Origin of the sequence: Enterobacter sp. DC4, from assembly GCF_000568095.1 — a bacterium.
Lineage (GTDB): Bacteria > Pseudomonadota > Gammaproteobacteria > Enterobacterales > Enterobacteriaceae > Enterobacter > Enterobacter pseudoroggenkampii.
The window spans coordinates 1-24574 of record NZ_AZUB01000001.1 but is presented as its reverse complement, the minus strand read 5'-3'; the positions used below and the strand labels follow the sequence as shown (position 1 = coordinate 24574).

The following is a 24574-nucleotide window of genomic DNA, read 5'->3' as shown; positions in this document are numbered from 1 at the left end:
AAACTTATAACCGAAACGCCTCAAGACGCTTTATCTGACGCCCGTCGTCGTCAAAATTCTCCGCCGCCAGCCAGGCGCGCAGCTCCGCGTCTCTTTGCGGCCATTCGCCGTCAATAATAGAAAGCATATCGCTGTCGCGGTTGCGCCCTTTGCGCACCAGCTTCTGGCGCAGGCGCCCTTCCCAGACAAACCCCAGCCGCTCCGCCGCCCTGCGTGAGGCAACGTTCATCGAATCGCACTTCCACTCGAGGCGCCGGTAGCCGTGCTCAAACGCATTTTTCAGCAGCAGCCACACCGTTTCAGTGCCGATGCGGGAACCTTTCATCTTGCGCGACCAGGTGACGTGCCCGATCTCCACCGACCCCAGCAGCCGCTCGTTGGCCATATAGCTCACCAGCCCCACCGCACGTTCGGTGCGTAAGTCAATGACGGCAAACGGCACCAGCTCATCGTCCATCACCTTCGCCATGACCCAGTGCGCGGTGGCTTCCACGTTCGCTGGCTGCGTGCTGGCAAGCCACGTCCAGTCGCTATCGTCGCCCAGCGCGTAGGCCTCATAGAGATCGGCCGCGTGGCGATCGGCGTCCAGCGGCTCCAGGCGGCAATACTGGCCGAACAGCGGCGTGCGGGTTAACACGCGCGCGCCTTTCCAGTCGGGTACGAGATCGTTAACGGTTTGACCATGTTGATTGATTTCGGGCACGGCGGTGACTCCCTGAAAGGTAAGGCATTTGTTATATCAGGTTAAAAAGTGCGCGAAAAGCAGCATATTTTAATAGCCCGAGCGCATGCGATATTCCCGGAAGGCATAAGTAAAGCTGAATTTCGACTTTGTGGAATGTCACAGTCGACCTAACGTAGCGGAGCATAAAACAATCACAATATATTCTTCTCAGGGATCGCTATGACGAAAAAACTGTTGCCGTTACTGGTGCTGGCTGCGCTCTCAGGCGCAGCCCACGCCGCTACTCCGCCCAACACGCTGGTGGTTGCCCAGGGGCTTGATGACATCGTGAGCCTCGACCCGGCCGAAGCCAACGAGCTCTCCAGCATCCAGACCGTGCCGAGCCTGTACCAGCGTCTGGTCCAGCCGGACCGCGATAATCCGGAAAAAATCACGCCGATTCTGGCAGAAAGCTGGGAAGCGGACGCGGCAGCAAAAACCCTGACCATCAAGCTTAAACCCGATGCGAAATTTGCCTCCGGCAACCCGCTGCGCCCGGAAGACGTGATTTTCTCTTACACCCGCGCCGTGACGCTGAACAAATCCCCGGCCTTTATCCTCAACGTGCTGGGCTGGGACGCGAGCAACATCGCCAGCCAGCTGAAAAAGGTGGACGATCACACCCTCCAGCTGCACTGGACGGCGGACGTCAGCCCGTCGGTGGCGCTGAATATTCTCTCCACGCCGATTGCCTCTATCGTCGATGAAAAGCAGGTCGCCGCGAACGTGAAGGATAATGACTTCGGTAACGCGTGGCTGAAAATGCACTCGGCGGGCAGCGGCGCGTTCAAAATGCGCGTCTATCAGCCGCATCAGGCCATCGTACTGGAAGCTAACGACTCCGCGCCCGGCGGCGCGCCGAAGCTGAAAAGCATCATAATTAAAAACGTCCCCGATCCGGCTTCACGCCGCCTGCTGATCCAGCAGGGTGATGCGGATGTGGCGCGCGATCTGGGTGCAGACCAGATTAGCGCGCTCGACGGCAAGCCGGGCGTGAAGGTGCTGAGCATTCCATCCGCCGAGCAGAATTACCTGGTGTTTAACACCGGCAACAGCGCTAACCCGCTGCTGAATAACCCGGCCTTCTGGGAAGCGTCGCGCTGGCTGGTGGACTATGAAGGCATTACCAAAAACCTGCTGAAAGGCCAGTACTTTGTTCACCAGAGCTTCCTGCCGGTCGGCCTGCCGGGCGCGCTGGAAGACAATCCGTTTAAATTTGACCCGGCAAAAGCGAAAGCCATTCTCGCCAAAGCGGGCATTAAGGACGCGCACTTCACGCTGGACGTGGAGAACAAGCCGCCGTTTATCACCATCGCCCAGTCGATGCAGGCGAGCTTTGCTCAGGGTGGCGTGAAGGTGGATCTGCTGCCTGCCGCCGGGAGCCAGGTCTATGCCCGCGTGCGCGCTAAGCAGCATCAGGCGGCGATTCGTCTGTGGATCCCGGACTACTTCGATGCGCACTCTAACGCCAGCGCCTTCGCGTGGAACGACGGGAAGTCCAGCACCGTGGCCGGTCTGAACGGCTGGAAAATCCCGGAGCTGAACAAGGCCACGCTGGCGGCGGTTGCCGAACCGGATCCGGCGAAGCGTCTGGATCTGTACAAGAAGATGCAGGAACAGCTGCAGCAGAGCTCGCCATACGTATTTGTCGATCAGGGCAAAACCCAGATCGTGGTGCGCGATAACGTGAAGGGGTATCAGCAGGGGCTGAACGCGGATATGGTCTGGTACGATCGCGTTACGAAGTAGGCTTGTTGCCGGGTGGCGCTGCGCTTACCCGGCCTACGTTCTCGGTTTTTGTAGGCCGGGTAAGGCGAAGCCGCCACCCGGCGTGAAGAGATTTCCCATGCCACATCTTTCCACCCGCGTGCTCCAGGGTCTGCTGACCCTGCTGCTCACGCTCTTCGGGCTGCTGCTCGTCACGTTTGCGCTTTCGGCCTTTTCACCTGTCGATCGCGTGCTGCAGATCGTCGGCGATCACGCCAGCCAGTCGACGTACGATCAGGTTCGCCACCAGCTCGGGCTGGATCGGCCCCTGCCCGTGCAGTTCTGGCACTATCTGCAAAACCTCGCCCACGGGGATTTAGGCACCGCCAGCGCCACCGGACAGCCGGTGCTGCAGGATCTGCTGCACGCCTTCCCCGCCACGCTGGAGCTGGCGACCCTTGCCTTGATCATCGGAGCCGTGCTCGGCGTGATTGGCGGGGTGCTATGCGCCCGCTACGCCGGTTCGCCGCTCGATCTCGCCATCAGAACCCTCACCCTGCTCGGCAACTCGGTACCGATTTTCTGGCTCGGCCTGCTGATGCTGGCCCTGTTCTACGCGAAGCTGCAGTGGAGCGCGGGTCCCGGCAGGCTGGACGATATCTGGCAGTTTACCGTCGAACCGCGCACCGGCTTTGCGCTGGTGGATACCTGGCTTTCCGGCGACCGCGAGGCGTTTCGCAACGCCCTCAGCCACCTGGTGCTGCCGGTGCTGCTGCTGGCCTATTACTCGCTGGCGAGCATCACCCGCCTGACGCGATCCGCCTGCCTGAGCGAAATGAACAAAGAGTACATCCTGCTCGCCCGCGCCAAGGGAGCCGGGGAAATGACCATCCTGCTGCGCCACGTGCTGCCAAACATTCGCGGCACCCTGCTGACGGTGATTGCCCTGGCCTACACCAGCATGCTGGAAGGCGCGGTACTGACCGAAACCGTCTTCTCCTGGCCGGGGATCGGGCGCTACCTCACCACCGCCCTGTTCGCCGGAGACACCACCGCCATCATGGGTGGCACGCTGCTGATTGGCGTCTGCTTCGTGCTGATCAATAACCTTACCGACCTGCTCGTGCGGGCGACCGATCCCAGGGTGCGCTGATGCCGTTTTATCTTTTCTTAAGCCGCCTGCGCCGCTCCCCTGCCGCGTTTTGCGGGCTGGTGGCCATCGCGCTGCTGGTGTTTATCGCCCTGTTCGCCCCCTGGCTCGCGCCGCTTGACCCGAACTGGCAGGACGCCGCCGCGCGCTTACAGGCCCCGAACGGCCAGCACTGGCTGGGTACCGACAGCTACGGGCGCGACCTGCTCTCGCGCCTGATTTATGGCACCCGTCCGGCGCTCGGGCTGGTGGCGCTGGTTACCGTTATCACCCTGCCTGCCGGGCTGCTGGTGGGGATTTTGTCCGGCTACTACGGCGGCTGGATGGAGCGCATCCTGATGCGCTTCACCGACGTGGTGATGTCGATGCCGCGCCTGATCCTCGCCTTCGCGTTTGTGGCGATGCTCGGTCCGGGGCTGGTCAACGGCGCGCTGGCGCTGGCCTTAACCACCTGGCCTGCCTATGCGCGTCAGGCGCGGAGTGAAATTCAGCGTCTGCGCCACAGCGATTATCTGGCCGCCGCCGAGATGATGGGCATTCGCGGCCTGCGCCTGCTGGTCGGCCATATTCTGCCCCTGTGCCTGCCATCCGCGATTGTGCGCCTGGCGCTGGATCTGGCGGGGATTATTCTGGCCGCCGCCGGTCTGGGCTTCCTCGGCCTTGGCGCACGGCCGCCCATGGCCGAATGGGGCGCGATGATCGCCGACGGCATGCAGGTCATTTTCGACCAGTGGTGGATTGCCGCCATTCCGGGCGGGGCGATTCTGTTTGCCAGCCTGGCGTTTAACCTGTTAGGCGACGGCCTGCGCGACGTACTGGAGCCACAGCATGACTGAAGACCGCGTCATCGTCGATGCGCTGAATATCGACTACCCCGCCGCGCGCGTGGTCAACAACCTGAGCTTCACGCTTGGCAACGAGCGGCTGGCGCTGGTGGGGGAATCCGGCTCCGGCAAGTCGATGTCCGCCCGCGCCCTGATGGGGCTGGTGCGTAAGCCCGGCATCGTAAGCGCTAACCGGCTTAACGTGCTCGGCAACGACCTGCTGACCCTAAGCCCCCGCCGCTGGCAGGCGCTGCGCGGCAACGGGATTGCGATGGTCCTGCAGGACCCGCGCTACGCCCTTAACCCCGTGAAAACCGTCGCCGCCCAGCTTGATGAGGCGCTTACGCTACATCAGCGGCTGCCGCGTTCAGAACGCCAGGCACGCATTCACGACATCATCCGCGCCGTCGGGCTGAGCGAGAACGTGCTGTCCCGCTACCCCGGTGAGCTTTCCGGGGGCATGGGCCAGCGGGTGATGATTGCGATTGCGCTCGTCAACAACCCGCAGGTGCTGATTGCCGACGAACCGACCTCCGCGCTGGACGCCCGCCTGCGTAGCCAGATCCTCGAACTGCTGGTGCAGCAGTGCGAAGAACGCCGGATGGCGATGCTGTTAATCAGCCACGATCTGCCGCTGGTGGCGGAGCACTGCGACCGCGTGCTGGTGATGTATCAGGGCGAAAAGGTGGATGAGATGACAGCGAGCCAGCTCCCGCAGGCGACGCATCCGTACACGCGAACCCTGTGGACCTGTCGTCCAGACGCCCATACTTATGGACAGATGCTGCCGACGCTCGACCGTTCACAGCCGTGGAAGGAGGCCAACGATGGCGCTCGTTGAGGTTAACCAGGTGCAGGTCACCTTCGGGGAAAAAACGGCGGTCTCTGCCGCCAGCTTTAGCATTGAGAGAGGCGAGACGTTCAGCCTGATTGGTGAATCCGGCTGCGGCAAATCGACCCTTCTGCGCGTGCTGGCTGGGCTGCAGCGCGAGTGGCGCGGCAATATTGCGCTGCTGGGAAAAGCGTTAACGCCAGGGCGACGTTTTGAAGGCGAGCTTCGCCGCAACGTGCAGATGGTGTTTCAGGATCCGTGGGCGTCGCTGCATCCGAACCACACCATTGCGCGCACGCTGTCGGAGCCGTTAAGCATCCACGGCGAGACGCAGATCGCGGAAAAGGTGGCCAATGCGCTGCTGCAGGTGGGGCTCTCCGCCGACGCGGGCAGGCGCTACCCGCACCAGCTTTCCGGCGGCCAGCGTCAGCGCGTGGCCATTGCCCGCGCGCTGCTGCTGCGCCCGCAGCTTCTGCTGCTGGACGAGCCGACCTCGGCGCTGGATATGTCCGTGCAGGCGGAGATCCTGAACCTGCTCAACCGCCTGAAGGCCGAGCACGAGATGACCTATCTGCTGGTGAGTCACGATGCGGACGTGATTGCCCATATGTCCGACCGGGCGGCGTTTATGTCGCACGGGGAGATCCAGAAGGTGTTTGACCGTGAGGCGATGTTACGGGGCGAGCACAGGATGGGTTAAGTTTTCCAGGCCGGGTAAGGCATCGCCGCCACCCGGCAAACAATCACTTCAGCAGCTTCACCGTGGCATCAATATCGATCTCATCTTCGGTGAAGATCAGCGTCGTGTTCTGGAAGGTGGTGATCGCCAGCTTCTTCACCGTGCGCATTTCGCCCGGCTTTTTCTCGGATTTCGGCTTGATGCTGTTCATCAGCAGCCCCACCGACAGCACCGCATTCTCTTTGTCGATTTTGGTATCAACCGGCTCTTCTTCGTTAAACACCACGAAGGATTTGATGGAGGTGAGCTTCACGCGCTCGCCTGCGATATAGAGATGTTTGCTTTCCGGGATCACCTTCACCGCGTAGGCGGAAAGGCCTTTGTTGTTGGTGGTTGGCTCGAAGGTCACCGCGGCATCTTTCTTAATCAGATCGGGGTTCGCGACCTTAATCACATGAAAATAGCGGTTATCGCCGTTTTCATCTTTGATAAATCCAAAGCCTTTATCTTTAAACCACGTTGTGATTGTACCGTTCATCGCTGTTACCGCCTGTCAGATCGTAATGACTAAAGTTTTGCAGCGCGCAGTGTAATGCACAATGGCGGGGGAGACAAAAAAAAGCCCCTGCACGGGTGCAGGGGAAAAACTCATGTCAGAGCTTATTAGAATTTAGTTGAACACCATCCCACCATCAATTAAGAGCGACTGGCCGGTCATGTAGTCGGAATCCGGCCCAGCCAGGTATGAGACGCAGGCGGCGACATCTTCCGGTTCGGACAGGCGGCCAAGCGTAATGCGTTTGGCAAAGGTTTCAGTCCCGTAACCGAGCGGTTTACCCGCCGCCTCGGAGACCTGACGGTCGATCTCTGCCCACATCGGCGTTTTAACGATGCCCGGGCAGTAGGCGTTAACGGTTATCCCCAGCGGCGCGAGATCCCGTGCCGCGGTCTGGGTTAAGCCGCGCACCGCGAACTTGCTGGAACTGTAGACGGCCAGCTCCGGGTTGCCGGTGTGGCCCGCCTGGGAGCAGGCGTTGATGATCTTGCCGCCGTGCCCCTCTTTGCGGAACGCGTCAATCGCGGCCTGGATCCCCCAGATCACCCCTTTCACGTTAATGTTGTAGACCTTGTCGACAATATCCGGCGTGATGGATTCAATTGGGGTAGACGGCGCAATCCCGGCGTTATTGACGATCACGTTGAAGCCGCCCAGCGCGGTGCGGGCTTTCTCCACCGCCGCAAATACCTGTTCGCGGTCAGAGACATCCACCTTCACGGCGACGGCGTTCCCGCCGTTACGGATGATTTCATCGGCGACGGCTCTTGCCGTCTCAACGTTATAGTCGGCGATGGCGACGGCAAAGCCATCCTTCACCAGGCGAAGCGCGATCGCTTTACCAATCCCCTGGCCTGAGCCTGTTACGAGAGCAACTTTTTGCATTTCTCTGTCCTTATGTTGATTCACAAAATCTGGCTGAGATGGAGCTGGCCCATCAGCAGCGGGTTATCGCTGTAGTCGACGGGAATGGCCACCACGGCCGGGCCATCCACATCCATCGCCGCACGCAGCGTGGGTTCGAGCGCGTCGGCGCTCTCCACGGCAAAGCCTTTCGCGCCAAAGGCGTCGGCATAGACTTTGAAATCGACCGGGCCGAACTCGACGCCGGAAAGACGCTGGTATTTTTTATCTTCCTGAATGGCAACCATGTTGTAGCCGTTATCCACCCAGATGATGTGCAGCACGTTAGCGTTGAGGCGCACCGCGGTTTCCAGCTCCATGCTCGACTGCAGGAAGCCGCCGTCACCGGAGACCGAAACCACCTTGCGGCTCGGGTTGACCAGCCACGCGCCAATGGCCCACGGCAGCGCGACGCCCATGGTCTGCTGACCGTTGGAGATCATCACCTGACGCGCCCGGAAGCTGTAGAGATAGCGGGCGATCCAGATGTGGAAGCTGCCCATGTCGACGGTGAGCGTCACGTCGTTATTCACGATGTCCTGCATGGCGCGCACGATGCGCAGCGGATGCAGGGCAAACTGGTTGAGCGAGGCGCCGCGACGATCGAGCAGATCGCGCTGATGCTGGCGATCGACCAGAATTTCGGAGGCCCGCTGGCTTAGCTCAAGCTTATGGTCGATACGGTTAGCGAGCTGATTCAGCGTTTCGGCGATGTCCCCCACCAGCTCCAGATCCGGCACGTAGTTTCGTTCTTCATAGGCAGGCAGCACATCGATGTGCACCAGCGTGGCGTCGCCGCTGTTCCACATGGACGGCTCGTATTCCACCGGGCTATAGCCGATGCAGATAATCAGATCCGCCAGATGGAGCAGCCGGTCGCCCGCCTGGTTATTGAAGAGACCGACGCGTCCGGCGAAGCGGGTGAAGTGCTCCTGGTTCACCGCCCCGGCGGCCTGATAGGTGCTGGTAACCGGAATGCGGCTTTTCTCCAGCAGCTTGCGCAGCGCGGCACTGTTGGCTGGCTGGCTCGCCATCAGCCCCAGCAGAATGACCGGGTTTTTGGCCTTCTCGATAAGCTTCGCCACGTCGTTGATGGCGGATTCCGGTGCCGGCCCCATCAGCGTGGGACCGCTGGCGGGCAAAATTGCCCCCGTGGCGGGCTGGTCAACAATATCCTGCGGCAGGCTGACGAATGCGCCCCCCGGCCTGCCGTGCTCGGCGGCGCGAAACGCGTTGGAAACCACCTCAGCAATCGCGTCCGGCGCACTCACCTCCACGGCGTATTTGGTGACCGGGCTGAACATGGCGACGGTGTCCATGCTCTGGTGCACCAGCTTGGCTTTATCTGCCCGCTTCACCGCCCCGCCCAGCGCCACCACCGGGTCGCCTTCGCTGTTGGCGGTGGCAATGCCGGTGATCAGGTTGGAACAGCCGGGCCCGGAGGTCACCAGCGCTACCCCGGCCTTGCCGGTCAGACGCCCTACCGCCGCCGCCATAAACGCCGCGTTGGCTTCGTGACGCACCGGAATAATTTCGATGGAGGAATCCAGCAGGGAGTCAAAGACCTTGTCGATTTTCGCCCCCGGGATCCCGAACACCTGCTTCACGCCCTGCGCTTCCAGCTGGCCAACAACCAAATCGGCGCCGTGCGCCCACTGACGTGACTGTTTCTCACTGTTCACGGTAGTTCTCCTGTTAGTTTTCGACGGCACGGATCGCCGCATCCAGATTGCTGGGGTGAAGGTTGGCCTGTAAAAAGGCGCTGTCGGCGGGCAGATCGATCATCAGCTTGTGAATTTCACCGAAGGTGAGGACGCCGCTCTCCAGCTGGTAGTCGAGCAGATGGCCCCCGCCCTGACGGTCGTCGGTGATGAAATGCTCGTGATAGCCCGCCACGTTGATGCCCTGCATATGCTGCGGCGTGCGGAACCCGACCAGCACACCCTCGCGCTGGTTAAAGCGGAACACCGGCTGGTCGTCCAGCACGTCGGTCATCGCGCGGTACGGCGGCTTCTGGCGCGGTACGGTGCGGGTGTGGGCGTGACGGAAGTTGCCGTCGATGCGCAGCGCGCAGAACAGGTTATCGGAGGGGATCTGCTGGTCGATGACGTCGTGGATCTGCTGACGGCTCACCGGCGCATCGAAAGTTTTGCGGTACTGCGGCTGGAACCAGGTCATGACCGCGAACGGCGTTTTCTGCTCCGGCTTCGCGGCCCGGGCGCTGCCGTCGGCGCGCAGCTGGTACACCTGGCTGCTGAAGGCAATCATTTCGCCGTCCAGCTCGTTGAAGGTACCCAGACCAAAATCACCGTGTGCCAGCAGATCGGCGATGGTGGTCTCTCCTTCATACACGCCGCTTAACAGGGCGCTCATTAGCGATGTCTGATAGATCACGCTGTCAGGATGCTGGGCGGAGAACCCGCGCAGGGTCTCGCACAAACTGGCCTCACAGTCGCAGGCAGATGAATGCATCATCATGCTCTTCCTCTTCAACTTTATTTAGAAAGGTTAAATAAATGTTGACCCGATTCAGCAGAGAGTTCCAATATAGAAACCATGCTGGTTTGAGACGTTTTAGATATGGAACTTCGTTATCTGCGGTATTTTGTCGCGGTAGCACGCGAGCGACACTTCACCAGGGCGGCCGAAGCGCTGGGTATTTCACAACCTCCTCTGAGTCAGCAAATCAAACGGCTCGAAGAGGAAGTGGGTACGCCGCTGTTCAGACGTCTGACGCGAGGCGTGGAGCTGACCGAAGCGGGAGAAGCCTTCTACGAGGATGCCTGCAAGATCCTGGCGCTGAGCGATGCCGCGCTGGAGAAAGCCCGCGGCATCGCGCGCGGGCTGAACGGCAACCTGTCGATTGGCATTACCAGCTCCGACGCTTTTCATCCCAAAATCTTTACCCTGATTCGCCAGTTTCAGGTGCAGAACATGGCGGTGCAGGTTCACCAGGTGGAAGCCAATATGTCGTCGCTGACGACGATGCTGGCAGAGGGTGAACTGGATATCGCCTTCGTGCGCCTGCCGTGCGAGAGCAGCAAGGCGTTCGAGTTAAAAATCCTCGATCGGGAGCCGATGGTGGTGGCGCTGCATCGCGATCATCCGCTGGCGGCGTGCGATTCGCTGGCGTTAGAGCAGCTTCGGGAGACGCCGGTGGTGTTGTTCCCGCAGGAGGTCGCGCCGGGCCTGTATGACCGGGTTCACGGCTGCTGCGAGCGGGCCGGGATTGACGTGCAGCACGCGCTGCAGTCGTCGCAGCTTTCGTCCTCCCTGAGCATGGTTTCCGCAGGCGGCGGGTTCGCGCTGGTCCCCAAATCCATGGCGGCCATTTCGCCGCCGAATGTCACCTATCACACGCTGAGTTCACCGGAGCTTTATACCGATATCGCGCTCTGCTGGCGGCGGTTTGAACGCTCGCGGACGGTGAAGCGGTTTTTGACGATGCTGAGCGAAGGGTGACGGCAGTGTGGCTGTGCCCGGCGGCGCTTCGCTTGCACGGGCCTACGGTTCGTGTCGCTTTTCTTTTTTCTCTTGTAGGCCGGGTAAGGCGCAGTCGCCACCCGGAAATGCAGCCTCCGACGTTAAATCCAGACATCGTTCTCTGCGGTGCGATCCCCGCCTTCGTGTCCGGTATTCAGGACCCCGCAAGGTTCTATCATCATCATTTTTACCGTCGTTTCAGCAGACGTTTTATGTTCAACGCCTTTTGGCACTACGTACATTTCCCCCTGATTGACGAGCACATGTCCGTCACGAAAATCAATACGTAACACGCCCTCGACCACGATGAATGCCTCATCGGTTTCAGGATGCGCGTGCCATATAAAATCACCCGATATTTTGACGATTTTAAACTGATAGTCGTTCATCCGGGCGATGACTTTCGGCTGCCAGTGCGCGTCGAAGAGAGAAAATTTATTTTCTAAATTAACAGGTTGATACATGGAGACACTTCCTATGGTTGAGAAGCGTCCAGGATAGAATAAGGTCAGCGTGCCGGTCTTGAACGATCGTGCAAATCAGGCACGGCTGTTTTGGATGAATTTTTGCCAGCGTCCCGGAGAGATCCCTAACGTTTTTATAAACTGTCGTGTCATATGACTTTGATCGGAAAACCCCGCGGCAGCGGCAGCCTCAGCAAGCGACAAGCCTGCCTGAATTAGGCGTCGACAGTATTCAAGACGACGCATGGTCACATAGCGATAGGGACTCGTTCCATAAAGCGCACGAAAATCCCGGCTCAGGCTCCAGCGATCCCTGCCACTGACGGTGGATAAGGTATCCAGCGTAATGTTCTGAATGAATTCAGTGTGTATATATTCGCGCGCGCGCTCTGCGGATTGATAATCCACCTTGTTCCGGCGAAAACGTTGCCCTCCCACGATGGCCAGCGCGTGGGCGAGATCGTAGAGCGCATCGTCTTCTTCCAGCGTATCGACAGATTCTTCTGGCGCTTTTAACAGCGGTTCGGTCGCGGCAAAAAGCCGGGGATCGGATGAAATCCCGCCGGGAATAAATGGCAAAGGCTTTCCGCCCAGGATTTTTTGAATTAACGCCGGATCGATATACAGCATTCGATACTGGAATCCCTCTGTTGTTCCCGCTTCTCCATCATGCACTTCGTCCGGGTGCAGGACCATCGTTCCGCCCGGAAGGCTATGTTGTTGACTCCCCCGATAGTGAAAACTCTGCACCCCGGACAAGGTCCGGCCTATGGCGTAAGTGTCATGGCGATGCGGCTCATAGCCATGGCCGCTGAAATACGCCTCAATGCGCTCTATTTTCCCGGGTTGTTGCGCCAGTCTGACCCAGTCTTTGTTGGCTTTTGCATTCGTCATAGATGACACCTGATGCCCTGTGAGGGTGAAACAACACCATAAACGCATAGGGTGCAGTTTGGAAAGTCGTCGCTGGCAACGCGGCAAGACCTTGCGCTAACGCGGGGGTCGGGGCCGGGACTCCGCTGAAGGTAAGGAGGTATAAACGGGACTTATCCGCCCTAACATTCGCCAGACCAGGAATGCGCAAAGCGCAGTGATGACGGCGAGGAGACGAAAGAGCCAGACATAGGCTGAATCATAACTTTCCCTGAGTAATGGATGAGAAAGTTCCGGCAAAAGAGCGGCGGCCCGTTCAATATTGCCACTTCCCAGCCATGAAGCGGCACTATCAATACTTTTTGACGCATAACCGGAGAGGTTCTTTCTAAGATTGAGCGCGTTCATTTCCACTAAAAATGCTGACACCATAGCAAGCGCAATGCCCTCTCCCGCAACGCGAACAGTATTAAACAGGCCTGCTGCCATACCGGATTTTTCGACAGGCACGGAGGAAATAGCCAGGCCATCCATCAGCCCCCATGGAAGCGCGGCGCCCGCACCGGTTAAAACCAGTGAAAACACTAAGAGGTTGCTACTGGTGCTCTGTAAAGCCTGCCCGAGAATAAGCAATCCGGCTGCGGATAACATGAGTCCTGCGGCAGAAACAGCCCCGGGATTAAACCACCGGGTCATTAAGGCGGCGAGTGAGGGAACGATCAGCATCGGAGCCGTCAGTGCCATGAGATAAAACGCACTCTGTGTCTCGCTCAGGCCGTCACCGCCCATAAAATGCAGCGGGAGGATTATCAACAGTACAACATAGCAATAGCAGGTTGCTACCGGCAGCAACAAGACGCCGGCAAAACGCGGCTCGCGCACAAGAGATAAGTCGAATACAGGATTTTCGACGTTCAGGCAGCGCACTATAAACGTGATAAAAAGCAGTAAATCGGTAGCAAACAGAGCAAGGTTGGAGAGGGATAAGAATCCCCAGACAGGCACCAGCATGACCCCCGCGGTAAACAGAACCAGCGCAGCGGTAAACAGCGCTAAGCCTGCGTAATCCACCTGTCGGTGTTCACTTTTTTCCGATATGGAAATAAACAACGAGCCCGCCAGCATGACCGTTCCGGAGATCAGCGCCATCAAGGCATATACCCACCGCCAGCCCAGAACATCAGTGATAAACCCAATAACCAGAGGGCCGAAGGCTAATCCTGTGCCAAACATCGTCCCCAGGATACTGAATGCCCGGGTTCGGGCAACGCCCTCATAGAGCTGAGCGAGCACAGCACTCCCGCCCGCTAAAGTCATCGCTGCTGCGATACCCTGTAGTGACCTGAGCACGCTGATTAAAAAGAGATTATTGGCCAAGAATATGAGCGAACTGCTGAGGCCAAAGATCAATAATCCCAGGATGAATACCCGTTTTCTGCCTGCTGCATCTGCCATTATGCCTGCTGACAGGAGAAAGCTACCGAAGGTCAGCATGAATCCATTCGTCAACCATGAGAGTGCCGCAGCGGAACCGCCAAGTGCATGGCTGATTGCAGGGGTGGTCACCACTCCACCGGTAAAACTGACCGGCAGCAGTATGGCCGCCACGAAAATTGAGGCGGCGGCGGGGCTTCCTGCAAGCCGGAGAAATGAAGTTATGAAAGAACGCATCGGGTTATCCTGGTTCGCGAGAAATACGTGAAACATGTTATTGCGGACAATTAGCAAGATAAATAGACTGAAAATACCAACTGAATAGAGATAAAGTTCATAATCAATGGATAGTTTGACGTCACTCACCTCGTTTGTCAGGACCGCGGAAACGCTGAGCTTTGTTCAGGCAGCAAGATTGCTAGGCATTTCAGCGTCAGCCGTTGGCAAAAATGTTGCCAGGCTTGAACAAAAACTGGGCGTCAGGCTTTTCAATCGCAGCACCCGGAGCGTAAGCCTGACGGCAGAAGGAGCGGTATTACTGGTTCGTTGTCAGCAGATCCTGGAACAGTTGCAGGACGCGGAGGCCGAACTGACCCGCCATATTGCTCAGCCTTCTGGCAAACTCAGGGTTTCTCTTCCGGTAACAGGCTATCGATTGCTGTTATCCCTTCTACCATCCTTCACCCGCCGCTACCCAGCTATAGAGCTGGAGCTGGACTTCAGCGATCGGCTGGTAAACATCATTGATGAAGGGTTCGATGTGGCGATACGCAGCGGTGAAATTGCGGACTCCAGGCTCACATCGAAGAAGCTTGGTAACTTCCGTTTTGTTCTCTGCGCCAGCCCCGCTTATCTGCTGGAGTATGGTTCACCGGCATCCCCGGAAGATTTAAACAACCATAAGTGCATTCTCTACCGCTTTCCCTCAACTGGGTTACTACAGCCCTGGGAGATGCAGGGTGCGGATGGGATAAGTAATTTCACACCGGTTTCTGTCTTAACCGCCAACAATATTGAAGCCATCATCCGCATGAGCACTGCGGGAATGGGCATCAGTTACGTTCCTGATTTTGTCGTGAGTGACGCACTGGAAAAGGGAGAGTTAAGAGAAGTTTTATCGGGTTCATGTATACGACAAGGGCAATTTTCTGCGCTGTGGGCAACCAGACGCCACCTTTCCCCGAGAATTCGCTGCTTTATTGATTTCATGTCTGAAAACGGGATCTAAAAGCCGTAATTGTTTTGTTGATGCACGCTTCGGTACTACGTTTTCCTGGTAATTGTCTGCCGCAAACCATCTGTTACTCTGGCTGTGCTCAAAGGATGACAAGGAAGAACAATGCTGAACCCCGGATTCGTTACCCGAAAAGCGCTTGCTCAGTGGCGGGATGTTCCTGCTTTTCTCCCCCAGTTCCAGTTTCATGAAAAACACCGAGCGGTCATTCTTACTGCGCATCCTGAAAATATTCTGCCGTTGATTGCCAACTTTGACGTCCGGCAAGATGCCGTGATTCGTCGGCTGATGTCTTTGCGGCAATTGCCGCAAAGATTTCTGCGCAATCAGCAGGCTAACTCAATCAGCAACTTTGGGTTGCACAGCTTTACGCTTTTGAAAAGTTCAGCCTCAGAGCTCAGCTACGGCTTAAAAGGACAATTCTGGAGGACTGATTTCGGTCTGGAAAACGCACCGGATGCCATTGCTTTTCAGTCTCCAGCCGCGCCGGGCAGCGCAAAACTGTTGCTCCGCTACCAGGTATCGGAACTGGCGCCAGGTCAACATGAACTCTGTACGGAGACCTTCGTCTATTGTCCGGACAAACGTACTCACCTAAAAATGGCAGCCTACTGGCTGGCAATACGGGCCGGGAGCGGCTGGATCCGAAGAAGGACGCTGAAAGCGGTTAAGTCGAATATTGAAGGGCTGGAATGAGCGAGGAGCAGCGCTATGCTACATAGAAAACAGTCTTACCTTTGGCCTTTATCATAATGATCATCAGATTGGTTTCGCGCATCTGATAACCCCCCTGTTCAGCTCCCCGTTGACTTATTCACTCTGTGTTTTCATCATCCGTTTCTGAGACAACGCGAACCCGTTCGGTCTGTGAAGATCGAACGTAAGTTGACAACAGCAGCGCTAACCTTAAAAAGCGGGACTATTTGCTATGAATCCAAGGGAAAATATTGTCAGTACATTCAGTGAGTTGTCTGCAGAATTACAGCGTGCTGCCGAGTTCTCTCTACAGAATACCAATCAGCTGGTCGTGCTATCGATGCGTGCCTTCGCCAGCGAAGCCGGTGTAAAACCCGCCACGCTGCTGCGGTTAGCGCAACGATTGGGTTACAACGGCTGGGGTGAACTCAAGAACGCATTCATTGATGAACTCGGACTGCGCAATGATACATATGTATCCAAAGCCGAGAAATTGATTGCCAAAGGCACTCAGCCGCAGCTGTATGAAGAGGTGTTTCAGGCGCATCAGGCAAATTTGGCTTTCACACAGCATGAAAACCATCAGGCCATGGAGCAGGCTGTATCGCTGCTGGACGCGGCTGAGAATGTCTATATTTGCGGCTTCCGGGCCAGCTTTCCTATCGCCTGGTCGCTGTTTTATGTCTATCGACTGTTCAATCGGCAAGCATCACTCATTGATGGTCTGGCGAGCAATATCGAGGTGTTCACCCGCGAATTAACAGCACAAGATTGCCTGTTACTCACCAGTTTTGCCCCCTATTCGCGTGAGTCGCTCGATGTCCTGCGCGCGGCCCAGCAGGCAGGCGCGACAATCGTCGCCATTACGGATTCTCCCGTCTCGCCATTAGCCCAGGCTGCCGATTGCACGCTGCTGTTTTCCATAGACAGCCCGTCGTTTTTTCCTTCCGTGGTGTCTGGCATGGGACTCGCCGAGTGTTTACTGGCGATGCTGGTCGCGCGCCATGGTCGGGATGCAGTCAATAAAATCGAAAATGCTGAACGCTATCTTATCGACTCTGGTGCCTATGTGGTGCCCGGGAAACCCTGAAAAATAATTCATTTGCATCCGGCATAAGAAAACAGAATGCATTTGGATCAAAATGAAATTGACGTGATACAAATGGATCCTGCAAGATGCGCTTTATTAGCACAGCGAATTCAGGAGCAGGACCCGCATGACCCATATCATTCACCGCAGTCTACGCAACACGCCCGCCGTGGCGGTACGCGCCCAGGGGGCGTACATTTTTGATGCACAGGGAAAACAGTATCTGGATGCCTGCGGTGGCGCCGCCGTTTCCTGTTTAGGCCACGCGCATCCGGACGTTCTGGCTGCGATGCATCGCCAGATCGATCAACTGGCCTATGCCCACACCAGTTTTTTTACCAGCGACACCGTTGAACAGCTTGCTGAACAGCTGACGCGCACGGCGCCTGGCGATCTTAACTATGCCTATTTCGTTTCGGGCGGTTCGGAAGCGGTCGAAACCGCGCTCAAGCTGGCGCGTCAGTATTTTGTTGAGATCGGCCAGCCGTCGCGCACCAAATTTATCGCCCGTAAGCAGAGCTATCATGGCAATACCCTTGGCGCACTCGCGGTGGGAGGCAACGAATGGCGCCGCCGCCAGTTTGCTCCCTTGCTGATCGACGTTATCCGCGTTTCGGCCTGCAACGAGTATCGCGACCGCCGCGCAGACGAAACCCAGCAGCAATACACCACGCGTCTGCTCAACGAGCTGGAGCAAGCCATTATTGAGGCCGGTCCCGACACCATTATTGGTTTCTGTGCAGAAACCGTGGTGGGAGCCACCACCGGCGCCACGCCGCCTACCCCGGGCTATCTTAAAGGTGTACGCAACCTGTGTGATAAATACGGCATCCTCTATATCGCGGATGAAGTCATGTGCGGCATGGGACGCACCGGCACATTGCATGCGTTTGAACAGGATGATGTGGTGCCGGATTTGGTGACCATCGCGAAGGGGCTGGGGGGCGGCTATCAGCCGATTGGCGCAGTATTAGCGAGCGAGAAGATTGTCTCAGCGCTGCAGGCCGGGAGCGGTCTGTTCCAGCACGGGCACACCTACATTTGTCACGCGACCGCCGCGTCCGCAGCCCTGGCCGTGCAGCAGGTGATCGCGCGCGATAATTTGCTGCAGGCGGTCAGGCAACAGGGGGCTTACCTGCACAGCGCATTGCGTGAAGTGCTGGGGGAATTACCGCATGTCGGTGATACGCGTGGACGCGGCTTGTTTGCGGGCGTTGAGCTGGTACGCGATAAAGCCAGCAAAACCCCCTTCGATCCTGCCCTGAAACTGCACGCAGCAATCAAAGCAAACTGTATGTCACGTGGGCTGATGGTCTATCCAATGGGTGGAACGATTGACGGGCAGTATGGCGACCATATCCTGATCGCCCCCCCGTTTATTGTCACGCCTGGCCAGCTCGACTTTGTAGTGGACACGCTGAACACCGTCATTCGCGAAGAGACCGGCAAATTGTGATCAATCGTTTACCCCCACTGGCGGAGCATGAATGGGACGACCAGCAGCGTGCTTTGGCCGAAGAGATAATCAATGGGCCCCGCGGTGCGCTGCTGCCACCTTTCGAGCCGCTGCTGCGCAGTCCCGAGCTGATGGCGCATGCGCAACGCATGGGCGAATACCTGCGTTATCGCAGCGCGCTGGGACAGCGCCTGTCGGAACTGGCGATTTTGATGACCGCGCGGCACTGGTCACAGCCTGTGGAGTGGGCGATTCATGCGCCGATAGCGCGCGAGAAAGGTATTTCTGCCGCGGCAGTGCAGGCGATTAATGAAAAGCGTCTTCCAGAGGATCTGCAGCCGGATGAATGGGCGGTCTATCACTTTTGCAAGGAGTTACAGGAGCAGCAGAAGGTCAGCGATACCACCTGGCAGCACGCTATCACGCTGTGGGGCGAGAAAGGCGTGGTGGATCTAATCGGAATTAATGGTTATTACAGTTTTCTCTCGATGGTAATGAACGGCGCACAGACGCCGGTACCCGACACCCGGGATGAGATTATTCCCGCATAAGTATCGTTTTAATTTTGGCGCATGAAAGTGCGCCCTGCATATCAACTTTTTTATTTCCCCACCCTGCCGATATATTTCGCCGGGTGACATTCATGCACGCTACTTTACTGACGCCGAGGGTTATCATGTCTGGATTATTCACTAAATTAAAAGTTACGTTAGCACTGGTCGCTTGCTCCGCCAGTTTTGTGGCAGAAGCGCAGGATAAATTAACGGTTGGCGTTGATACCGCCTTTGTCCCCTTTGAATTTAAACAAGGCGATAAATACGTCGGCTTTGATATTGATTTGTGGGATGCTATTGCTAAAAAAATGCACGTCAGCTACGAATTACGCCCGATGGACTTCGGGGGACTGATTCCGGGTTTGCAATCACGTAATCTGGATGTCGCCATGGCGGGCATTACGATAACCGACGCGCGTAAACAGGTCGTCGATTTCAGCGACGGTTATTATGATGCTGATTTATTAATGGCGGTGAAAAGCAGCGATAATACCATTACTAAATTCAGCGATTTAGCAGGAAAGAAAGTGGGATTAAAGCAGGGAACGGCGGCGGCCAGCTTTATGAAAAGCAAATATAAGGCGAACTATGTCGAATTCCCGAATATCGATAACGCCTATCTTGATTTGCAGGCAGGTAACCTGGATGCCGTGGTGCATGATTCGCCCAACGTGCTCTATTACGTAAAAACAGCAGGTGATGGCAAAGTGAAATCGACCGGCGAGACTGACAGCATTCTGCCGCAGCACTACGGCTTTGCGATGCAGAAGAACAGCAGCCTGACGCCGAAGATCAACGCCGCACTGCAGGCGTTACGTGCGGACGGCACTTACAGCAAGATTTACGTGAAGTGGTTTGCTAAACAGCCAAAATAATCCCGCCAGGTCGGAGCGATCCGACCTCGTTACATCTTAACGGGTAACATGATGAATTTCGACAGTAAATATATTTGGGAGTCCCTGCCGCTGTTGTTGCAAGGACTACAGCTGACGCTGATTATTTCATTATCAGGTTTATTGGGTGGTTTTGTTATTGGCCTGCTGGCGGGAACCTGCCGGGCGCTCGGAGGAAAAATATCAAAGACAGTCTCGTTAGTCTTTGTCGAGTTAATCCGCGGGACGCCTATTATGGTGCAAGTGATGTTTATTTACTTCGCACTCCCCATGGTGTTACCGATTCATATTGATCCGGTAACGGCGGCCATTACGACTATTGTGATTAACTCGGGTGCTTATATTGCAGAAATCACCCGAGGGGCGATCCTCTCGATTAATAAAGGTTTTAGAGAGGCCAGCCTGGCAATGGGATTATCTCAGCGCAGCACGCTATGGCATGTCATTATGCCGCTGGCATTACGCCGTATGATCCCTGCGTTAGGTAATCAGTGGATTATCAGTATTAAAGACACCTCGCTGTTTATTGTGATTGGTGTGGCGGAATTGACTCGTCAGGGGCAAGAAATTATTGCCGGTAATTTCCGCGCGCTGGAAGTCTGGACCGCAGTGGCAATGATTTATCTGCTGGTGACGCTGTGCCTGAGTTTCCTGCTGAAGCAACTGGAGAAGAGGATCCATATTTTATGAGCATGGTTGAATTTAGCGCAGTGTCGAAAAATTTCGGTGCCACTCAGGTGCTGCACGACATCAATTTAAAAATTGACGCCGGCGAAGTCGTGGTGATCATCGGCCCTTCCGGTTCGGGCAAATCGACGCTGCTGCGCTGCATTAACAAGCTGGAGGAAATTTCCTCCGGCACGCTGCTGGTAGCGGGAATGCATATTACCGATCCTCACGCTAACGAATGTGATATCCGCCGCGAAGCCGGGATGGTGTTTCAGCAGTTCCATCTGTTCCCCCATCTGACGGCGCTGGAGAATGTGATGTTTGGTCCGGTTCGCGTACGCAAACAGAGCAAAGCCGCCGCGCGGGAGCAGGCGCTGGCGCTGCTGGACCGCGTTGGCTTACGCGAACGCGCCAGTCACTACCCATCAGAGCTCTCTGGCGGTCAGCAGCAACGCGTGGCCATCGCCAGAGCCCTGGCGGTGAAACCGAAAATGATGCTGTTCGATGAGCCAACCTCAGCGCTGGACCCCGAATTACGGCATGAGGTGCTGAAAGTCATGCGCTCGCTGGCCGAAGAAGGCATGACCATGGTGATTGTGACCCATGAAATCGGCTTCGCCCGGGATGTGGCATCCCGGCTCATCTTTATTGATGGCGGCACCATTGCCGAAGATGGTCCACCTGATATGCTGCTGAATAGCAGTCGCAATCCACGCCTGAAAGAATTTTTGCAACACGTATCCTGAACAGAAGTGAATGATAATACTATGAAAAAAATCGAAATTCGTGGTTCCGCTTTTGCAGTAGGTCAGGAACTTGGCGCCTTTGGCCGCGAGGCCTGGCATGCAAAACTCACGCAAACGGCGTTGTGGCAAACCGTTACCGCCATGAAAGACGCAGAACAGACCCGGAGCATGCGCTCGCGGGTCCAGTCACACTATCCCCTGATCTGGCAGGAGCTGGAGGGATTAGCCGAGGGTCTGGATGCACCGTTTGATGAGGTGTTTGCCTGGAACTGCCGCGGCGATCTGGTGCGCTCAACATCAGATGGCTGTACCACGGTAGCGGGAAGAACCGCAGAGGGAGAGCTGATTATCGCGCATAATGAAGACGGTTTCCCGCAGCTTCGCAATGACTGCGCCATCGTCAGCATCACCCCGGATGACGGCCTGGCGTTCACCAGTTTCGCTTATCCGGGATCGATTTGCGGACATACCTTCTCCGTAAACGAAAAGGGCGTGGTGAATACGGTGAATAACATTCGCGCTTTGCACCGTCCACGCGGAATGCCGCGCCAGGTATTAGCCCGCGCCGCGCTGAATGCCGCCAGCCTGGATGAAGCTATCACTATACTGACCTCATCACCACGCGCCGGAGCCTTTCATCATACGCTGGGGCAACGGGGAGACCGTCGTCTGTTTAGCGTGGAAGCGACGGGAACAGGCTGTTCCGTCATGCCTCTGCGGGACGTTTTCGCCCATGCTAATCACCTTATCCACCCTCAGCTTGACGCGGTTGAGCAGGTGATCACCGACAGCTCCCGGTCACGCCAGCAGCGGCTAAACGCCTGGCTGGAGACGCAATCTCACCTTGATGGTGCGGCGGCATTGGGTATTCTTTCAGACCAGCATGATCCCGCGCTCCCGATTTATCGTCTCTCGCCACGCGACCCGGATGAAGAGAACACGCTTGCCACGGCCATTTTTACCCTGAGCATGTCGGAGATAAAATGGCAGATATTCACTCACGATCGGCAAAAACCTGCTTTACAGTCTTACTGAGCCGCTTCCGCCCGTAATGCGGCCTGCACCGCTGGACGGGCATTAATTTTATCCCTGTACGCCAGCAGCGCAGGCCAGGGGCTCAGCTCAATGGAGAAGAACTTGCACCACCCCAGCACGGTAAAAAGATAGGCATCTGCCACGCTGAAGGTCGATCCCGTCAAATAAGCGCGAGTGGAGAGCGTTTCCTCAAGAAAACTGAACCGCCTGAAGAGCTTCTCACGAAAAATGGATTTGACCTCTTCGGGCAACACGCGATTGAAAAGAGGAGCCGATCCCGCGTGTATTTCACTGGTGATAAAGTTAAGCCATTCCTGAAGCCGCACCCGCTCCCAGCTGTCTGCGCGCGGTGCCAGCCCCCTCTCCGGCTTGAGGTCAGCGAGGTATTGCAAAATCGCTGGCCCCTCGGTCAGGACATTTCCGTCATCCCGTTCAAGCGCGGCGACATAGCCTTTAGGGTTAATGGTCAGGAAGTCGCGCCCGTCAGCGGTAAGCTTGCTCCTGTTGTCCACTTTAACCAGCTCAAACTCAATCGCCAGTTCGCGAAGTACGATATGGGGTGAGAGTGAACAGGTGTCCGGGGCGTAATAGAGTTTCATAATCTCTCCGTTAAAGCTGTGAGTGATAAACATTCGGTTTGCATTCACTGTGCTTAAAACCGTTATCACTGTAAAATTAATGATTCATAAATTAACTATTAGCTGAGCTACTTATACCCATGATGAATCTGTTGCACTGGCGCCTGGTGGTTGCCGTGGCGGACGCCAGTAATATTTCGCGTGCCGCTGAAGAGGTCGGCATGACGCAGTCGGGTGCCAGCCAGGCGATCGCTCAGTTAGAGGCTTCATTAGGATTTGCGGTATTTACGCGTGAGCGACGCCACGTCGGTGTTACAGCCCTGGGCGAGCGGGTTGTCAAAGAGGCAAGAAGCATGCTGGCACGGCTGGACGCCATCCGCACACTGGCGGATGAGAGCCGCGGGCTGAGTGGTGGGCGCATTCGACTTGCCAGTTTTCCGTCAGTAACGTCCACGTTTTTGCCGGGACTGCTGCGGGACGTGAAGCGCCTGCATCCTGAAATAGAGGTGGTCGTACTGGAAGGCACGGACCAGGAGGTCGAAGAGTGGCTTGCGGCAGATACGGTTGATCTCGGCGTGGTCATGAACCCTGTTCCCGGACGCGCGGATGCGATCCTGGGGCAAGATGCATGGGTCGCAGTGCTGCCAGCCAACCACCGTCTGGCTCGCTATGCACGCACGCGCGGCATCACCCTTGAGGAACTGGCAGACCAGCCCTTCGTACTCGCCACAGGCGGTTGTGCCGTCAATGGAAAAAGCCTGATGGAACAGGCAGGCTTGCAGTTGTCTGACGTGCAGGTGACCGTCCGCGACTGGATTAGTGCCTGCCTGCTGGTACGCGAAGGCTTGGGCGTCGCACTGATACCTGAATCCGCCCTGCCGGATGAATTACGCGGTTTGTGCATCGTGCCCGTGACGCCTTCCCTATGTCGGGAGTTTGGGCTGGTTTGTTCCCAGGCGGGCAAAGCTTCCCGCGCGACGCGGACGTTATTAGAAGGATTGATCAAAATGAAAAGGTCTGCGTAAAGAGTAACCGCGGTTCAAAATGTGCCCGGCGGCGCTGCGCTTGCGCGGGCCTACGGTTCGTGTCGCGGTGGGTTTGGTTGATGGTTTTGTAGGCCGGGTAAGGCGTAGCCGCCACCCGGCAACGCCCTTCTGGAAGCCGCCTCGCAAACCCGCAAGCAACCTGATGTAATTCAGGGTAATCCCTTTTCATCCCTTGTTCGCGGTCGTAAAGTGCCTGCGTTGCGGCACATCCGTAACCGGGCGTAGGAACCCGTTAGCATGACATGACTTTTTTTTGCACAACGAGGATGCTAAATGGCTACTACTCCTGAATTTTCTTACGCGCTCTCTGCGGAAAGCCCTGTTTGTCACCTCATCAACAATTCAATTTCCGAATCTGCGGATCTCTTCCAACTGGCCGATGCCTGTACTGCATATGTAAGCGTGCTGGTGGAAACTGACGACGCGGTGACGTTTGCTACGCTCTGTAAGCGATTGCTGGCTGCGCTGAAGCGACTGCGGGAGTGCTGTGATGCTGAACTCCCGCCGTATCTGGTTGAACAGTTGATTGCGGGGGAAAAGATAACCTCGTGTATGCCGGACTGCTGGCAGGAGACGACGCTACAGGTGGACTATGCCGTGGCGTTAACGCTGGCGGTGATGGGCGGAACACTGCCTGCGAGCGTGGCGAAAGAGCTGACCGGGCTTCTGCATGATATGGTCTGGCTGCTGGCGGAGTTTGTGAAGGAGCCGTATATCGCGGCGCACTGAGACGAAAGATGGGAGGCCGGAAAACTGTTGAGTAAGAAGCAGGAATTTCGGCCTTACGCAAAATACAATGTTGTTTGTTGAATGTCCCTTAAGAGCGAGGAGCGGACACTGGGTTTACCCTTTCGGTAAAACTTAACTGGAAGATTTCGATACGACACCAGACCCGCTAAACAACATGCGGATGCCGAGGCCTATCATGACAACGCCTGTAAATCGTTC

At 56.7% G+C, this 24574-nt stretch carries 26 protein-coding genes and 1 pseudogene; 17 read left to right on the top strand and 10 right to left on the bottom strand.

Annotation, left to right across the window (positions count from 1 at the left end):
* Positions 1 to 4: 4 nt before the first annotated feature.
* A complete protein-coding gene (locus P349_RS23830; RefSeq protein WP_032649647.1) occupies positions 5 to 703 on the bottom strand; it encodes a GNAT family N-acetyltransferase in 699 nt (232 codons plus the stop codon).
* Positions 704 to 904: 201 nt separating this feature from the next.
* Here P349_RS23830 and P349_RS23835 point away from each other — a divergent pair, with 201 nt between their 5' ends.
* The 5 genes from P349_RS23835 to P349_RS23855 all read left to right on the top strand — a co-directional run bounded on the left by P349_RS23835 (position 905) and on the right by P349_RS23855 (position 5937).
* On the top strand, positions 905 to 2473 hold the full coding sequence (locus tag P349_RS23835; RefSeq protein ID WP_032649649.1) for an ABC transporter substrate-binding protein: 1569 nt from the start codon (positions 905 to 907) through the stop codon (positions 2471 to 2473).
* A 97-nt stretch (positions 2474 to 2570) separates the two neighbouring features.
* Complete coding sequence (locus P349_RS23840; RefSeq protein WP_032649651.1) at positions 2571 to 3584, top strand: ABC transporter permease; 1014 nt, start codon at positions 2571 to 2573, stop codon at positions 3582 to 3584.
* Entirely contained in the window at positions 3584 to 4417 is an 834-nt protein-coding gene (locus P349_RS23845) for an ABC transporter permease (RefSeq protein ID WP_032649652.1), read from the top strand. Before P349_RS23840 ends, P349_RS23845 begins: the two co-directional genes overlap by 1 nt.
* Positions 4410 to 5246, top strand: a complete 837-nt coding sequence (locus P349_RS23850) for an ABC transporter ATP-binding protein (RefSeq protein ID WP_032649654.1) — start codon at positions 4410 to 4412, stop codon at positions 5244 to 5246. Before P349_RS23845 ends, P349_RS23850 begins: the two co-directional genes overlap by 8 nt.
* Positions 5233 to 5937, top strand: a complete 705-nt coding sequence (locus tag P349_RS23855; protein ID WP_032649656.1) for an ABC transporter ATP-binding protein — start codon at positions 5233 to 5235, stop codon at positions 5935 to 5937. Before P349_RS23850 ends, P349_RS23855 begins: the two co-directional genes overlap by 14 nt.
* Positions 5938 to 5980: 43 nt before the next feature.
* Here the strand turns inward: P349_RS23855 and P349_RS23860 are convergent, their stop codons facing one another.
* The 4 genes from P349_RS23860 to budA form a co-directional block, all read right to left on the bottom strand.
* Positions 5981 to 6454, bottom strand: coding sequence for a cold-shock protein (locus tag P349_RS23860; RefSeq protein ID WP_028019531.1), 474 nt, complete (start codon positions 6452 to 6454; stop codon positions 5981 to 5983).
* Positions 6455 to 6586: 132 nt separating this feature from the next.
* On the bottom strand, positions 6587 to 7357 hold the full coding sequence (locus P349_RS23865) for a (S)-acetoin forming diacetyl reductase (RefSeq protein ID WP_024906954.1): 771 nt from the start codon (positions 7355 to 7357) through the stop codon (positions 6587 to 6589).
* A 20-nt stretch (positions 7358 to 7377) separates the two neighbouring features.
* Positions 7378 to 9099, bottom strand: a complete 1722-nt coding sequence (gene alsS / locus P349_RS23870; RefSeq protein ID WP_443112202.1) for an acetolactate synthase AlsS — start codon at positions 9097 to 9099, stop codon at positions 7378 to 7380.
* On the bottom strand, positions 9071 to 9850 hold the full coding sequence (budA, locus tag P349_RS23875; protein WP_061098944.1) for an acetolactate decarboxylase: 780 nt from the start codon (positions 9848 to 9850) through the stop codon (positions 9071 to 9073). The genes alsS and budA overlap by 29 nt, the downstream gene beginning before the upstream one ends.
* 105 nt (positions 9851 to 9955) lie before the next feature.
* On the opposite strand from budA, the gene P349_RS23880 reads away from it, so the two are divergent.
* Positions 9956 to 10837, top strand: a complete 882-nt coding sequence (locus P349_RS23880) for a LysR family transcriptional regulator (protein WP_032649661.1) — start codon at positions 9956 to 9958, stop codon at positions 10835 to 10837.
* A 122-nt stretch (positions 10838 to 10959) separates the two neighbouring features.
* On the opposite strand, the gene P349_RS23885 is transcribed toward P349_RS23880, so the two are convergent.
* The 3 genes from P349_RS23885 to P349_RS23895 all read right to left on the bottom strand — a co-directional run bounded on the left by P349_RS23885 (position 10960) and on the right by P349_RS23895 (position 13866).
* Entirely contained in the window at positions 10960 to 11322 is a 363-nt protein-coding gene (locus P349_RS23885) for a cupin domain-containing protein (protein WP_032649663.1), read from the bottom strand.
* A gap of 75 nt (positions 11323 to 11397) precedes the next feature.
* Positions 11398 to 12216 carry an AraC family transcriptional regulator gene (locus P349_RS23890; RefSeq protein WP_032649665.1) on the bottom strand — a complete coding sequence of 273 codons (819 nt, stop codon included), beginning with the start codon at positions 12214 to 12216 and terminating at the stop codon, positions 11398 to 11400.
* A 96-nt stretch (positions 12217 to 12312) separates the two neighbouring features.
* Entirely contained in the window at positions 12313 to 13866 is a 1554-nt protein-coding gene (locus tag P349_RS23895; protein ID WP_050597457.1) for an MFS transporter, read from the bottom strand.
* 106 nt (positions 13867 to 13972) lie between these two features.
* Here P349_RS23895 and P349_RS23900 point away from each other — a divergent pair, with 106 nt between their 5' ends.
* The 9 genes from P349_RS23900 to P349_RS23940 all read left to right on the top strand — a co-directional run bounded on the left by P349_RS23900 (position 13973) and on the right by P349_RS23940 (position 22002).
* Positions 13973 to 14857, top strand: a complete 885-nt coding sequence (locus P349_RS23900; RefSeq protein WP_032649666.1) for a LysR family transcriptional regulator — start codon at positions 13973 to 13975, stop codon at positions 14855 to 14857.
* Positions 14858 to 14968: 111 nt separating this feature from the next.
* Positions 14969 to 15559, top strand: coding sequence for a hypothetical protein (locus tag P349_RS23905; RefSeq protein ID WP_032649668.1), 591 nt, complete (start codon positions 14969 to 14971; stop codon positions 15557 to 15559).
* Between the two features lie 232 nt (positions 15560 to 15791).
* Positions 15792 to 16649 carry a MurR/RpiR family transcriptional regulator gene (locus P349_RS23910; protein ID WP_032649670.1) on the top strand — a complete coding sequence of 286 codons (858 nt, stop codon included), beginning with the start codon at positions 15792 to 15794 and terminating at the stop codon, positions 16647 to 16649.
* 127 nt (positions 16650 to 16776) lie between these two features.
* A complete protein-coding gene (locus tag P349_RS23915; RefSeq protein WP_032649672.1) occupies positions 16777 to 18105 on the top strand; it encodes an aspartate aminotransferase family protein in 1329 nt (442 codons plus the stop codon).
* Complete coding sequence (locus tag P349_RS23920) at positions 18105 to 18656, top strand: carboxymuconolactone decarboxylase family protein (RefSeq protein ID WP_032649695.1); 552 nt, start codon at positions 18105 to 18107, stop codon at positions 18654 to 18656. Before P349_RS23915 ends, P349_RS23920 begins: the two co-directional genes overlap by 1 nt.
* A gap of 125 nt (positions 18657 to 18781) precedes the next feature.
* The gene (gene glnH / locus P349_RS23925) at positions 18782 to 19534 is read left to right on the top strand and encodes a glutamine ABC transporter substrate-binding protein GlnH (RefSeq protein ID WP_032649674.1); all 753 of its coding nucleotides are present in this window, start codon (positions 18782 to 18784) and stop codon (positions 19532 to 19534) included.
* Between the two features lie 51 nt (positions 19535 to 19585).
* Positions 19586 to 20242, top strand: a complete 657-nt coding sequence (glnP, locus tag P349_RS23930; RefSeq protein ID WP_024906945.1) for a glutamine ABC transporter permease GlnP — start codon at positions 19586 to 19588, stop codon at positions 20240 to 20242.
* Positions 20243 to 20244: 2 nt separating this feature from the next.
* The gene (glnQ, locus tag P349_RS23935) at positions 20245 to 20967 is read left to right on the top strand and encodes a glutamine ABC transporter ATP-binding protein GlnQ (protein ID WP_024906944.1); all 723 of its coding nucleotides are present in this window, start codon (positions 20245 to 20247) and stop codon (positions 20965 to 20967) included.
* A gap of 21 nt (positions 20968 to 20988) precedes the next feature.
* A complete protein-coding gene (locus P349_RS23940; RefSeq protein WP_032649676.1) occupies positions 20989 to 22002 on the top strand; it encodes an acyl-CoA--6-aminopenicillanic acid acyl-transferase in 1014 nt (337 codons plus the stop codon).
* Here the strand turns inward: P349_RS23940 and gstA are convergent.
* A complete protein-coding gene (gene gstA / locus P349_RS23945) occupies positions 21996 to 22601 on the bottom strand; it encodes a glutathione transferase GstA (RefSeq protein WP_032649677.1) in 606 nt (201 codons plus the stop codon). The two genes, P349_RS23940 and gstA, sit on opposite strands and share 7 nt — an antisense overlap.
* A 119-nt stretch (positions 22602 to 22720) precedes the next feature.
* On the opposite strand from gstA, the gene P349_RS23950 reads away from it, so the two are divergent.
* Complete coding sequence (locus P349_RS23950) at positions 22721 to 23605, top strand: LysR family transcriptional regulator (protein WP_032649679.1); 885 nt, start codon at positions 22721 to 22723, stop codon at positions 23603 to 23605.
* 294 nt (positions 23606 to 23899) lie between these two features.
* Positions 23900 to 24355: a hypothetical protein gene (locus tag P349_RS23955; protein WP_032649681.1), complete on the top strand. Its 456-nt coding sequence runs from the start codon at positions 23900 to 23902 to the stop codon at positions 24353 to 24355.
* Between the two features lie 132 nt (positions 24356 to 24487).
* Here the strand turns inward: P349_RS23955 and P349_RS26730 are convergent.
* Positions 24488 to 24574: pseudogene (locus P349_RS26730) on the bottom strand (LysE family translocator); the annotation flags it as partial.

What these genes read in the sequence shown, in the direction of transcription:
- P349_RS23835 (WP_032649649.1), top strand. Translation starts at nt 905, where the DNA reads ATGACGAAAAAACTGTTGCCGTTACTGGTGCTGGCTGCGCTCTCAGGC.
- P349_RS23840 (WP_032649651.1), top strand. Translation starts at nt 2,571, where the DNA reads ATGCCACATCTTTCCACCCGCGTGCTCCAGGGTCTGCTGACCCTGCTG.
- P349_RS23845 (WP_032649652.1), top strand. Translation starts at nt 3,584, where the DNA reads ATGCCGTTTTATCTTTTCTTAAGCCGCCTGCGCCGCTCCCCTGCCGCG.
- P349_RS23850 (WP_032649654.1), top strand. Translation starts at nt 4,410, where the DNA reads ATGACTGAAGACCGCGTCATCGTCGATGCGCTGAATATCGACTACCCC.
- P349_RS23855 (WP_032649656.1), top strand. Translation starts at nt 5,233, where the DNA reads ATGGCGCTCGTTGAGGTTAACCAGGTGCAGGTCACCTTCGGGGAAAAA.
- P349_RS23860 (WP_028019531.1), bottom strand. Translation starts at nt 6,454, where the DNA reads ATGAACGGTACAATCACAACGTGGTTTAAAGATAAAGGCTTTGGATTT.
- P349_RS23865 (WP_024906954.1), bottom strand. Translation starts at nt 7,357, where the DNA reads ATGCAAAAAGTTGCTCTCGTAACAGGCTCAGGCCAGGGGATTGGTAAA.
- alsS (WP_443112202.1), bottom strand. Translation starts at nt 9,099, where the DNA reads ATGCGGCGATCCGTGCCGTCGAAAACTAACAGGAGAACTACCGTGAAC.
- budA (WP_061098944.1), bottom strand. Translation starts at nt 9,850, where the DNA reads ATGATGCATTCATCTGCCTGCGACTGTGAGGCCAGTTTGTGCGAGACC.
- P349_RS23880 (WP_032649661.1), top strand. Translation starts at nt 9,956, where the DNA reads ATGGAACTTCGTTATCTGCGGTATTTTGTCGCGGTAGCACGCGAGCGA.
- P349_RS23885 (WP_032649663.1), bottom strand. Translation starts at nt 11,322, where the DNA reads ATGTATCAACCTGTTAATTTAGAAAATAAATTTTCTCTCTTCGACGCG.
- P349_RS23890 (WP_032649665.1), bottom strand. Translation starts at nt 12,216, where the DNA reads ATGACGAATGCAAAAGCCAACAAAGACTGGGTCAGACTGGCGCAACAA.
- P349_RS23895 (WP_050597457.1), bottom strand. Translation starts at nt 13,866, where the DNA reads ATGCGTTCTTTCATAACTTCATTTCTCCGGCTTGCAGGAAGCCCCGCC.
- P349_RS23900 (WP_032649666.1), top strand. Translation starts at nt 13,973, where the DNA reads ATGGATAGTTTGACGTCACTCACCTCGTTTGTCAGGACCGCGGAAACG.
- P349_RS23905 (WP_032649668.1), top strand. Translation starts at nt 14,969, where the DNA reads ATGCTGAACCCCGGATTCGTTACCCGAAAAGCGCTTGCTCAGTGGCGG.
- P349_RS23910 (WP_032649670.1), top strand. Translation starts at nt 15,792, where the DNA reads ATGAATCCAAGGGAAAATATTGTCAGTACATTCAGTGAGTTGTCTGCA.
- P349_RS23915 (WP_032649672.1), top strand. Translation starts at nt 16,777, where the DNA reads ATGACCCATATCATTCACCGCAGTCTACGCAACACGCCCGCCGTGGCG.
- glnH (WP_032649674.1), top strand. Translation starts at nt 18,782, where the DNA reads ATGTCTGGATTATTCACTAAATTAAAAGTTACGTTAGCACTGGTCGCT.
- glnP (WP_024906945.1), top strand. Translation starts at nt 19,586, where the DNA reads ATGAATTTCGACAGTAAATATATTTGGGAGTCCCTGCCGCTGTTGTTG.
- glnQ (WP_024906944.1), top strand. Translation starts at nt 20,245, where the DNA reads ATGGTTGAATTTAGCGCAGTGTCGAAAAATTTCGGTGCCACTCAGGTG.
- P349_RS23940 (WP_032649676.1), top strand. Translation starts at nt 20,989, where the DNA reads ATGAAAAAAATCGAAATTCGTGGTTCCGCTTTTGCAGTAGGTCAGGAA.
- gstA (WP_032649677.1), bottom strand. Translation starts at nt 22,601, where the DNA reads ATGAAACTCTATTACGCCCCGGACACCTGTTCACTCTCACCCCATATC.
- P349_RS23950 (WP_032649679.1), top strand. Translation starts at nt 22,721, where the DNA reads ATGATGAATCTGTTGCACTGGCGCCTGGTGGTTGCCGTGGCGGACGCC.
- P349_RS23955 (WP_032649681.1), top strand. Translation starts at nt 23,900, where the DNA reads ATGGCTACTACTCCTGAATTTTCTTACGCGCTCTCTGCGGAAAGCCCT.